1 protein-coding gene (cut by both window edges) is annotated in these 12,837 nt (G+C 69.9%); it reads right to left on the bottom strand.

This entire window lies inside a single protein-coding gene on the bottom strand: locus ACX9TP_RS32070, encoding a non-ribosomal peptide synthase/polyketide synthase. The 48,750-nt coding sequence extends 20,460 nt beyond the window's left edge and 15,453 nt beyond its right edge, so the window shows coding positions 15,454-28,290, spanning codon 5,152 (complete) through codon 9,430 (complete); the first complete codon in reading order (the gene reads right to left) occupies positions 12,835 to 12,837. Both the start codon and the stop codon lie outside the window.

Below are 12,837 nucleotides of genomic sequence, written 5' to 3'. Positions count from 1 at the left end.
CACCTTGCCGTTGGGAGTCAGGGGCATGGCCTCCAGTGCGACGAAGGAGGAGGGCACCATGTAGGCCGGCAGTCGCTCCTGGAGGAAGGCTCTCAGGGACTCAGCGGTGACTGGCTCGGAGGAAACGACGTAGGCGACGAGGCGCTTGTCGCCAGGGGAGTCCTCGCGGGCGACGACGAGGGCCTCGCGCACGGCGGGGTGCTCGCGCAGGACGGAGGAGATTTCGCCCGGCTCCACGCGGAAGCCGCGCACCTTCACCTGGAAGTCGGCGCGGCCGATGAATTCGACACGGCCGTCAGCCAGCCAGCGCACCTTGTCGCCGCTGCGATACATGCGCGCGCCGGGAGCGGGGCTGAAGAGGTCGGGCAGGTAGCGCTCCGCCGTCAACTCCGGGCGGTGCAGGTAGCCGCGAGTCACCTGGGGGCCGCCGATGAACAACTCGCCCGGCACGCCGACGGGGGCTGGCTGCAGGTGCGCGTCGAGGACGTAGAGGCGCGAATGGGCCAGTGGGCGGCCCAGCGGCACGGTGGCCGGTGCGGAGCCGGCGGAGGGCCACTCGACGCGGCCTGCGAGCACCCCCACCGTCGTCTCGGTGGGGCCGTAGTGGTTGAAGACTTCGCAGTCGGGAGCGAGCGCACGCACCTGCTCCAGGAGGGCCCAGGAGGAGGACTCACCGCCGAGCACGAGCTTCTTGCGAGGCAGCACGTGGCGGGGCTCTGCCGCGGTGAGCAGGGCCGCCAGGTGAGAGGGGACGAGCTTCACGCAGTCGACGGCGTGGCGCTGGAAGTACTCGGCGAGGCCGGCGGGGTTGCTGGCGCGCTCATGGGAGAGGACGTGCAGCAGGCCGCCGGTGCAAAGGGCGGGGAAGAGGACGGTGTTGCCGAGGTCTGCGACGAAGGTGGAGACGAGGGCAAAGCTGGAGCAGTCGGCGAGGCCCAGGCGCTGGGTGGCTGAATGCACGTAGTGGGCAAGCTGCCCGTGGGAGACGGCGACGCCCTTGGGCCGGCCGGTGCTGCCGGAGGTGAAGAGGACGTAGGCGACGTTGTCCATGGACACGTCGCTCGTCGGCGCATCCGTGCGCTGGATGGCGAGTCGCTCTGCGTCCGCATCCATCCGCACGCAGGCGGAGGCGAAGGAAGCGGCGTAACGGGACACCGTCACGACAACAGGCGCGGCGACTTCCTCCACCAGGGCTTGCAGGCGCAGGGCGGGCTGAGCGGGGTCGAGTGGGACGTAGGCGGCGCCGGCCTTCCAGATGGCGAGCAGTGCCACCACGGTGTCGACGGAGCGCTCCAGGCACAGGGCCACGCATGTCTCGGGGCCCACGCCCAGCGAGCGCAAGTGCCAGGCGAGCTGGTTGGCCCGGGCATTCAGTTCCGCATACGTGAGGACCTCGTCCTCGCAGGCCACCGCTGGCTGCGTCGGACGGCTGGCGGCCTGTGCAGCAATGAGGGTGTGCAGGGGCGCCAGGGCGGGAACACGCTCAACAGAAGTGTTGAAGGACTCGAGCAACAACGCGCGCTCGGAAGAAGCGAGCAGGGGCAAGTCGCCCACGAGTGTGTCGGGCGAAGCGAGTGCGGCCTCGAGCAGGGTGCGCAGGTGCTCCACCATGCGGGTGACGGTGGAGGCGTCGAACAGGTCGGTGCGGTAGTGGAGCACTCCCGACAGGCCGCGAGGCGTGTGGGTCAGCGTGAGCGTCAGGTCGAACTTGGTGGCCTCGGCCTCACGCCCCAGTGGCAGGAAGGACAGGCCGGGTAGGGCCAGCGCCGCGGCCGGTGCGTTCTGCAGCACGAGCATGACCTGGAAGAGGGGCGAGTGGCTGAGGCTGCGCTGGGGCTGCAGCTCCTCGACGAGCTTCTCGAAGGGCAGGTGCTGGTGCTCGTAGGCGCTCAGGGTGGTGGCGCGCACCTGGGCAAGCAGCTCGCGGAAGGTGGACTGAGGAGCCACGCGAGAGCGGAGCACCAGGGTGTTGACGAAGAAGCCGATGAGGCCCTCGGTCTCCGCGCGGGTGCGGCCGGCGATGGGCGAGCCGACGGAGATGTCGTCCTGGCCGGAGTAGCGAGACAGGAGCACCTGCCAGACAGTGAGCAGGGCCATGAAGGGCGTGACGCCCTCGCGCTGGCAGAACGCGGACAGGGCCTCCGTCACCGGGAGAGGCAGGAGGACGGGCAGCGCGGCGCCGCGCTGGGACTGGACGGCGGGGCGAGGCCTGTCGGTGGGCAGCTCCAGCAGTGCGGGCGCGCCGGAGAGCTGCTGCTTCCAGTAGTCGATTTGTCCCTGGAGCACCTCGCCTTGCAGCCATGAGCGCTGCCACGTAGCGAAGTCCGCGTACTGGACAGCCAGGGGGGCCAGTTGAGGCATGCGGCCGGAGGAGAAGGCCTCGTAGAGGGAGACCAGCTCGCGCACCAGTACGCCCATGGACCAGCCGTCGGAGACGATGTGGTGCATCGTCACCAACAACACGTGGTGCTCGGAGTCGAGGCGCAGCAGCGAGGCGCGAAGCAGGGGACCGGCAGCGAGGTCGAAGGGACGCAGGGACTCGGCGGCCGACAGCCGGCGCACTTCGGCCTGGCGCGCGTCTTCGGACAGGTGACCCAGCTCGATGACGTCCAGCGGCAGCGATGCGGGCGCGGAGATGACCTGGACGGGGCCGGAGGGCTCTTCGCGGAAGGTGGTGCGCAGCGACTCGTGGCGATGCACCAGTGCTTCGAAGCTCTGGCGCAGGGCCTGGATGTCCAGCCGGCCGGACACGCGCAGCGCGGAGGGGATGTTGTAGGCCGAGCTACCGGGTGCGAGCTGATCCAACAGCCACAGGCGCTGCTGCGCGAAGGAGAGTGGGGGCGGTGCCGTGCGAGGCATCGGCTCCAGGGGGGGCGCGGAGTCCTGGGGCGCGGCGGCTTCAATCCGGCGCGCGAGCGCCTCCAGCGTAGAGGCTTCGAAGACGGCGCGCAGGGGCAGCTCTACGCCGAAGCTGGCGCGGATGCGGGAGACGAGCTGCGTGGCCAGCAGCGAGTGGCCGCCCGACTCGAAGAAGTTGTCGTGGGCTCCCACGCGAGGCAGGCGCAGCACCTCTGCCCAGAGGGTGGCGAGATGCTCCTCGGTAGGCGTGCGTGGGGCGACGTACTCAGAGGCGGAGGACACGGCGTCCGGGACGGGCAGGGCCTTGCGGTCCACCTTGCCGTTGGCTGTCAGCGGGAAGGACTCCAGCAGGACGAACGCCGAGGGCACCATGTAGTCCGGCAGGCGGGCCGCGAGGGCCCCGCGCAGCACGTCCCCGGACACGTCCACTCCCACGACGTAGGCCACCAGGCGCTTGTCGCCGGGGCTGTCCTCACGCGCGAGCACGAGCGCTTCGCGCACCCCGGGCTGGAGCCGCAGCACGGCCTCCACCTCACCGGGCTCGATGCGGAAGCCACGCACCTTCACCTGGAAGTCGGTGCGGCCCATGAACTCGAGCGTGCCGTCCGCCTGCCAGCGCGCCACGTCGCCCGTGCGGTACAGGCGCGAGCCCGGGGTGTCGCTGAAGCCGTCGGGGATGAAGCGCTCCGCCGTCAGCTCCGGCCGGCCCAGGTAGCCCCAGGCCAGGCCGTCTCCGCCCACGTACAGCTCGCCGGGTACGCCCACCGGCACCGGCCTGAGTGAGGCGTCCAGCACGTAGGTGGTGGACTGCGAGATGGGACGCCCAATCGGAACGGAGTGGCCCACCACCGAGTGCGAGCGCAGGGTGTGGGTGGTGGAGAAGGTGGTGTTCTCGGTGGGGCCGTAGGCGTTGATGAGCACGGCGTCCGGCGTCATGCGCGCGAGGTGCTCGCGCAGCCGCTGGGCGGGCATCACTTCGCCACCGGACAGCACCTGGGACACGGACGCCAGGGCCTCACCCTGGTGCAGGGCCATCTGCTCGAAGAGGGCCGTGGTGAGCCAGAGCGTGGACGGCGCATGCTGGCGCACCAGGGCACCCATCTCCTCCAGCGAGAGCGCGTACGGCGGTGCGAGCACCAGGCGGGCGCCACGAAGCAGCGCGCCCCAGATTTCCAGTGTGGAGGCGTCGAAGGCGACGGGCGCCATCTGGAGGTAGACGTGCTCGGGGCCGAAGTGGATGAAGGATGCGCCGCACACCAGGCGCACCACACCCCGGTGCGGCACCAGCACGCCCTTGGGCCTGCCGGTGGAGCCGGAGGTGAACATCACGTAGGCCAGGCTGGTGGCCTGCGTCAGGGACGCGGGCGCATGCGTGGGCTGGAGGGAGAGGAGGGCGGACTCCGCGTCCAGCAGCACGGTGCGGCCAGAGAAGGGCGGCAGGCTACTGGCGAGACGGGAGTCGGTGAGCAGCAGAGTGGCGCCCGAGTCCTCCAGCAGCAGCGCGAGGCGCTCGCGGGGGTAGGCCGTCTCCAGGGGCACGTAGGCCCCGCCGGCCTTGAGGATGCCGAGCAGGCAGATGATGAGCTCGAAGGAGCGCTCCAGGCCCACGGCGACGGGAGTGCCGGAAGCGACGCCCAGCGAGCGCAGGTGCCAGGCGAGCTGGTTGGCGCGCTCGTCGAGCTGGCGGTAGGAGAGGTGCTCCGTGCCGGAGACGAGGGCCACCGCGTCGGGAGTGAGTCGGGCCTGGGCCTGGAACAGCTCGTGGATGGAAGCGTCGCGCGGATAGTCGGAGCGCGTGGCGTTCCAGTCGAGCAGCACCTGCCGGCGCTCGGCGTCGTCCATGAGCGGCAGCTCGGACAGGCGTGCGTCGGGCCGGCTCACCACCCCTTGCAGCAGCATGCGCAGGTGCGTGGCAAGGCGGCGCACGGTGTCTTCACGGAAGAGCGCGGTGCTGTAGTTGACCGAGCCCACCAGTCCCTGGGCCGAATGGGTGAAGGTGAAGGTGAGGTCGAACTTGGCTCCGCCCAGGCTCTCCGTCTCGACGGGGCGCACGGACAGTTCCTCCGGGTGGGCCGGGGCGTCTGGCCGAGGCGCATTCTGGAGGACGAGCATGACCTGGAAGAGCGGCGAGCGGCTCAGGTCCCTCCGGGGCTGCAGCTCCTCCACCAGCTTCTCGAAGGGCACGTCCTGGTGGGCATAGGCGCCGAGGGTGGCCTCGCGGACGCGGGCCAGCAGCTGGGTGAATGAGGGGTCGTCATGCAGGCGCGAGCGCAGCGCCAGGGTGTTGACGAAGAAGCCGATGAGGCCTTCGAGCTGGGCGAAGCGGCGGCCGGCGATGGGGGAGCCGACGACGACGTCCTCCTGGCCGGAGTAGCGGGCCAGCAGCGCATGTGTGGAGGCCAGCAGGGCCATGAAGAGCGTGGCGCCGTGCTGATGGGAGAGCGCCTGGAGCGACTGGCTCAGCTGCACGGGCAGCTGGAAGTGGAAGCTGGCGCCAGCGAAGGACTGCACGGGCGGACGAGGGAAGTCGGTGGACAGCTCCAGCGCGTGCGGCGCGCCTTCCAGGTGCTGGCGCCACCAGGAGAGCTGCTGGTCGAGGCTGTCCCCGTGCAGCCAGGAGCGCTGCCAGACAGCGTAGTGGGCGTACTGCACGGGCAGCTCGGGCAGAGGGGTGGGCAGGCCAGCGGCGAAGGCGCGGTAGAGGGCGCCCAGCTCGCGCACCAGCACCCCGGCGGACCAGCCGTCCGAGACGATGTGATGCATGTTCAGCAACAGCAGATGCTCGCGCGAGTCCAGGCGCAGCAGCAGTGCGCGCAGCAGCGGGCCGGAGGCGAGATGGAAGGGGCGTTGGGCCTCTTGCACGGCGAGGCGGTGGGCCTCGGCCTCCCGGTCCTCGTGGGAGGACAGGTCCACCACGGAGAGATGGAAGGGAGAGTGAGGCGCAATGAGCTGGAAGGCCTCACCGGCGTCCTGGTGGAAGGTGGTGCGCAGGGACTCGTGACGGCGGACCAGCTCGGTGAAAGCGCGCTCCAGGGCGGCGGCGTCCAGCGGGCCTTGCAGGCGCAGGAGGCGGGGCACGCTGTAGGTCGTTCCGCCGGGCTGGAGCTGGTCGATGAACCACAGGCGCTGCTGGGCGAAGGACAGCGGCACCCGCGGGCCCACGGGCGTCGCGCGCAGCTCGGGCAGGAGGGTGTTGCTCGTGGTCTGGTCCACGCGCCTGGCCAGAGCCTCCAGCGTCGGCGCTTCGAAGAGTGCGCGCAGGGGGAGCTCGACTCCGAGAGCGGAGCGGACGCGAGAAACCACCTGGGTGGCGAGGAGGGAATGGCCACCGAGTGCGAAGAAGTCGTCGTGGACGCTCACCTGGGGCACGCGCAGCAGGCCAGCCCAGAGGGAGGCGAGGATTTCCTCGGTGGGGGTGCGAGGGGCGACGTACTCGGAAGCGGAGGAGGTGACGTCCGGCACGGGCAGGGCGTTGCGGTCCACCTTGCCGTTGGGAGTCAGGGGCATGGCCTCCAGTGCGACGAAGGAGGAGGGCACCATGTAGGCCGGCAGTCGCTCCTGGAGGAAGGCTCTCAGGGACTCAGCGGTGACTGGCTCGGAGGAAACGACGTAGGCGACGAGGCGCTTGTCGCCAGGGGAGTCCTCGCGGGCGACGACGAGGGCCTCGCGCACGGCGGGGTGCTCGCGCAGGACGGAGGAGATTTCGCCCGGCTCCACGCGGAAGCCGCGCACCTTCACCTGGAAGTCGGCGCGGCCGATGAATTCGACACGGCCGTCAGCCAGCCAGCGCACCTTGTCGCCGCTGCGATACATGCGCGCGCCGGGAGCGGGGCTGAAGAGGTCGGGCAGGTAGCGCTCCGCCGTCAACTCCGGGCGGTGCAGGTAGCCGCGAGTCACCTGGGGGCCGCCGATGAACAACTCGCCCGGCACGCCGACGGGGGCTGGCTGCAGGTGCGCGTCGAGGACGTAGAGGCGCGAATGGGCCAGTGGGCGGCCCAGCGGCACGGTGGCCGGTGCGGAGCCGGCGGAGGGCCACTCGACGCGGCCTGCGAGCACCCCCACCGTCGTCTCGGTGGGGCCGTAGTGGTTGAAGACTTCGCAGTCGGGAGCGAGCGCACGCACCTGCTCCAGGAGGGCCCAGGAGGAGGACTCACCGCCGAGCACGAGCTTCTTGCGAGGCAGCACGTGGCGGGGCTCTGCCGCGGTGAGCAGGGCCGCCAGGTGAGAGGGGACGAGCTTCACGCAGTCGACGGCGTGGCGCTGGAAGTACTCGGCGAGGCCGGCGGGGTTGCTGGCGCGCTCATGGGAGAGGACGTGCAGCAGGCCGCCGGTGCAAAGGGCGGGGAAGAGGACGGTGTTGCCGAGGTCTGCGACGAAGGTGGAGACGAGGGCAAAGCTGGAGCAGTCGGCGAGGCCCAGGCGCTGGGTGGCTGAATGCACGTAGTGGGCAAGCTGCCCGTGGGAGACGGCGACGCCCTTGGGCCGGCCGGTGCTGCCGGAGGTGAAGAGGACGTAGGCGACGTTGTCCATGGACACGTCGCTCGTCGGCGCATCCGTGCGCTGGATGGCGAGTCGCTCTGCGTCCGCATCCATCCGCACGCAGGCGGAGGCGAAGGAAGCGGCGTAACGGGACACCGTCACGACAACAGGCGCGGCGACTTCCTCCACCAGGGCTTGCAGGCGCAGGGCGGGCTGAGCGGGGTCGAGTGGGACGTAGGCGGCGCCGGCCTTCCAGATGGCGAGCAGTGCCACCACGGTGTCGACGGAGCGCTCCAGGCACAGGGCCACGCATGTCTCGGGGCCCACGCCCAGCGAGCGCAAGTGCCAGGCGAGCTGGTTGGCCCGGGCATTCAGTTCCGCATACGTGAGGACCTCGTCCTCGCAGGCCACCGCTGGCTGCGTCGGACGGCTGGCGGCCTGTGCAGCAATGAGGGTGTGCAGAGGCGCCAGGGCGGGAACGCGCTCAACAGAAGTGTTGAAGGATTCGAGCAACAACGCGCGCTCGGAAGAAGCGAGCAGGGGCAAGTCGCCCACGAGTGTGTCGGGCGAAGCGAGTGCGGCCTCCAACAGGGTGCGCAGGTGCTCCACCATGCGGGTGACGGTGGACGCGTCGAAAAGGTCGGTGCGGTAGGTGAGCGTGCCCGACAGGCCGCGAGGCGTGTGGGTCAGCGACAGCGCCAGGTCGAACTTGGTGACCTCGGCCTCGCGCTCCAGCGGAAGGAAGGACAGGCCGGGCAGGGCCAGCGCCGCTGCCGGTGCATTCTGCAGCACGAGCGTGACCTGGAAGAGAGGCGAGTAGCTGAGGCTGCGCTGGGGCTGCAGCTCCTCGACGAGCTTCTCGAAGGGCAGGTGCTGGTGCTCGTAGGCACTCAGGGTGGTGGCACGCACCTGGGCGAGCAGCTCGCGGAAGGTGGCTTGCGGGGCCACGCGAGAGCGCAGCACGAGGGTGTTGACGAAGAAGCCGATGAGGCTCTCGGTCTCCATCCGGGTGCGGCCTGCGATGGGCGAGCCGACGGAAACGTCCTCCTGGCCGGAGTAGCGCGACAGGAGCACCTGCCAGGCGGTGAGCAGGGCCATGAAGGGCGTGACGCCCTCGCGCTGACAGAACGCGGACAGGGCCTCGGCCACAGGGAGAGGCAGGAGGACGGGCAGCGCGGCGCCGCGCTGGGACTGGACGGCGGGACGAGGCCTGTCGGTGGGCAGCTCCAGTAGTGCTGGCGCGCCGGCGAGCTGCTGCTTCCAGTAGTCGATCTGTCCCTGGAGCACCTCGCCTTGCAGCCACGAGCGCTGCCACGTGGCGACGTCCGCGTACTGAAGAGAGAGCGGAGGCAGGGAAGAAGCGCGGCCGGAGGAGAAGGCCTCGTAGAAGGAGACCAGCTCACGCACCAGCACGCCCATGGACCAGCCGTCGGAGACGATGTGGTGCACCGTCACCAACAGCACGTGGTGCTCGGAGTCGAGGCGCAGCAGTGAGGCGCGAAGCAGGGGGCCGACAGTGAGGTCGAAGGGGCGCAGGGACTCGGCAGCCGACAGCCGGCGCACTTCGGCCTGGCGCACGTCGTCGGGCAGGTGGCTCAGGTCGACGACGTCCAGCGGCAGGGCAGCGGATGGAGCGATGACCTGGACGGGGCCCGAGGGCTCCTCACGGAAGGTGGTGCGCAGTGACTCGTGGCGATGCACCAGTGCCTCGAAGCTCTGGCGCAGGGCCTCGGAGTCCAGCACGCCGGAAACGCGAAGCGCGGAGTGGATGTTGTATGCGGTGCTATGGGGCTCGAGCTGATCGAGGAACCAAAGGCGCTGCTGGGCGAAGGACAGAGGCAGCGCACCGGTGCGAGGCACCGGGACGATGGCGGGTGACTGGCTCGCGGACGCGGAGCCAATGCGTGCGGCAAGCCCCTCGGTGGTGGGGGCCTCGAAGAGGGCCCGCAGAGGCAACTCCACACCGAAGGTGGAGCGCACGCGGGAGATGAGCTGGGTGGCGAGCAGGGAGTGGCCACCCAGCTCGAAGAAGTTGTCGCGCACGCCCACGCGAGGCACGCGAAGCACCTGGGAGAAGAGTCCGGCGAGCAGCTCCTCGGAGGGGGTGCGGGGGGCGACGAAGGAGTCGGCCGAGGAGGAAGTCAGCGACTCCGGAGCAGGCAGGGCCTTTCTGTCCACCTTGGCGTTGGAGGTGAGAGGGAAGGAGTCCAGGCGCACCAGAGCGGAGGGCACCATGTACTCGGGCAGCCGCTGCTTGAGGGCGGTGCGCAGGGCGGCCATGTCGAGGGAGTCCGGTGCCGCGACGTAACCGACGAGGCGCTTGTCGCCGGGGACGTCCTCGCGCACGAGTGCGACGGCTTCGGCCACCGAGGGGTGGGAGAGGAGAGCGGCTTCGACTTCGGCCAACTCGATGCGGTAGCCACGCACCTTCACCTGGGCGTCGGCGCGACCGAGGAACTCCAGCACGCCGTCATGGCGCCAGCGGGCCAGGTCTCCGGTGCGGTAGAGGCGTGCGCCGGGAGTGGAGGAGAAGGGGTTGGGGACGAAGCGCTCGGCGGTGAGAGCGGGCTGCTCGACGTAGCCGCGTGCGAGGCCGTCTCCGCCGATGAACAACTCCCCGGTGACACCGGAGGGCACGGGCAGGCCGGAGGCGTCCAGCAGGTACACCTGGGTGTTGCCGATGGGACGGCCGATGGGGACGGAAGTGCCCACCTGGGCCACGTCCGTCATGCGGAAGCAGGAGGCGAAGAGCGTGGACTCGGTGGGGCCGTAGCAGGCCGTCACCGGAATGAACATTCCTTCCAGCACGCGGCGCACGTGGGGCGCGCTCACCACGTCGCCACCAGTGAGAAGCTGCTTCACGTTCCTCAACGCAGCGGGGTGGTGGTCCACCACCTGGGTGAAGAGGCCGGAGGTGAGGTGCAGGGTGGTGACGCCGTGCTTGACCAGCACCGACTCCAATTCCTTCAAGTCGGAAGGCGAGTGCGGCGGGAAGACGACGAGGCGCGCGCCATGGAGAAGCGGGCCCCAGAGCTCCAGGGTGGAAGCGTCGAAGGAGACAGGCGCGATGAGCAGGAAGGTTTCATCCGGGCCCAGGTGCGCGTAGTCGTTGCCGAAGAGGGTGCGCAGGACGGCGGACTGCGTGGTGCCGACGCCTTTGGGCCTGCCGGTGGAGCCGGAGGTGAAGTCGATGTAGGCGAGGCTGTCGGGCAGTGCGGCAGGAGGCGGCGCATGAGAGGGCTGGCCCTGCAGGGACACCTCTCCCAGGATGACGGTGGACAGGCCTTCGGCGGGGAGCTTCTCCAGCAGCTCGCGCGTGGTGACGAGCACCGTCGGGCGTGAGTCGGCCACCATGGCGGCAAGCCGCTCGCGCGGGTAGGAGGAGTCCAGGGGGACGTAGGCGCCACCGGCCTTGAGGATGGCTACCAGGGCGACAATCAGCTCCAGAGAGCGCTCCATGGCGAGGGCCACGCGAGAGTCGGTGGACACACCGAGGGAGCGCAGGTGCCAGGCGAGCGCGTTGGCACGCTCATCCAACTGCCGGTAGGTGAGCGTGGAGTCGCCGAACGCGACGGCGACCTTGTCCGGGAAGCGGGCGACGACGAGGGAGAAGACCTCGGGCAGGGTGGAGCTGCGCGGGTACTCGGAGGCGGTGGAGTTCCATTCCACCAGCACCTGTCGGCGCTCCGCCTCCGACAGCATGGACACGGAAGCCAGCGGCGCTTCGGGCCGGGCCACCAGTGCTTCCACCAGCGTGCGGAAGTGCTCCGCCATGCGCACGGCGGTACGCGCTTCGAACAGGTCCGTGTTGTAGCCCAGAGAGCCCTCGTAGCCCTCTGACGTGTCGGTCAGACTGAACTGCAGCTCGAACTTGGCCGTTGAGTTCTCCACCATCAACGGGTGCAGCGACAGCCCGTGTTTCCGTGGCGCGGACTCGGGCGTGGGCGTGCTCTGCACGGTGAAGAGCACCTGGAAGAGCGGGCTGCGGCTCAGGTCTCGCGTGGGCTGCAGCTCTTCCACCAGTCGCTCGAAGGGCACGTCCTGATGCGCGTAAGCCCCCAATGCCGAGTCCTTCACCTGCCGCAGCAGGTGCCGGAACGAGCTCCGGCCTTCCACCCGTGCGCGGAAGACCAGGGTGTTGGCGAAGAAGCCAATGAGGCCTTCGAGTTCACTGCGCTGGCGGCCCGCGATGGGCGAGCCGACGGAGATGTCCTCCTGCCCGGAGTACCGCGACAGCAGCACCTGGAAGGCGGCGAGCAGCACCATGAAGGGCGTGGCGCTCTCCTGCTGGCTCAGGGCCTTGAGCTGCTCGGAGGCGGCGAGTGGCAGGGCGACAGGCACCCGGTCGCCCCGGAAGGTCTGCATGGGCGGACGCGGCTTGTCGGTGGGCAACTCCAGGGGGGAAGTGCCCGAGAGCTGCCGGCGCCACCAGTCCAGCTGCGCATCGAGTACGGCCCCCTGCAACCACTGCCGCTGCCAGACGGCATAGTCCGCGTACTGGATCGGCAGCGGCGCCAGGGGCGAGGGCTGGCCAGCGGAGAAGGCGTCGTAGAGCGCGGCCACTTCACGAACCAGCACGCCCATGGACCAGCCGTCCGAGACGACGTGGTGCATGTTGAGCGAGAGCACGTGCTCTGTCGGGCTCAACTTCCACAGGCTCGCACGCACCAACGGGCCCGTGGCGAGGTCGAAGGTCCGCTGGCTGCTTTCTCGCAACTGGCTTCGCAGTTCCTCCTGGGCGGCTTCCGGTGGGAGGCCGCTCAGATCCATCTGAGTGAGCGGCAGCTCGACGTCAGGCACGATGAGCTGGAGGGGTTGTCCTTCGTGCTGCGTGAAGACGGTACGCAGCGCTTCATGACGCTGCACCAGCGCGGCAAGGCTGCGCCGCAGCACGTCCGGGTCGAGTGACCCCTCCAGCCGCACGAAAGCGGGCATGCTGTATGCGGTGCTATGGGGCTCGAGCTGATCGAGGAACCAAAGGCGCTGCTGGGCGAAGGACAGGGGCAGCGCACCGGTGCGAGGCACCGGGACGATGGCGGGTGACTGGCTCGCGGACGCGGAGCCAATGCGTGCGGCCAGGCCCTCGGTGGTGGGGGCCTCGAAGAGAGCCCGCAGAGGCAACTCCACACCGAAGGTGGAGCGCACGCGGGAGATGAGCTGGGTAGCGAGCAGGGAGTGGCCACCCAGCTCGAAGAAGTTGTCGCGCACGCCCACGCGAGGCACGCGAAGCACCTGGGAGAAGAGTCCGGCGAGCAGCTCCTCGGAGGGGGTGCGGGGGGCGACGAAGGAGTCGGCCGAGGAGGAAGTCAGCGACTCCGGAGCAGGCAGTGCCTTCCTGTCCACCTTGGCGTTGGCGGTGAGAGGGAAGGAGTCCAGGCGCACCAGAGCGGAGGGCACCATGTACTCGGGCAGCCGCTGCTTGAGGGTGGTGCGCAGGGCGGCCATGTCGAGGGAGTCCGGTGCCGCGACGTAACCGACGAGGCGCTTGTCGCCGGGGAC

The organism is Pyxidicoccus sp. M15 (assembly GCF_056858435.1).
The sequence above is the reverse complement of the archived record's forward strand: the minus strand, read 5'-3'. Positions and strand labels throughout refer to the sequence as shown.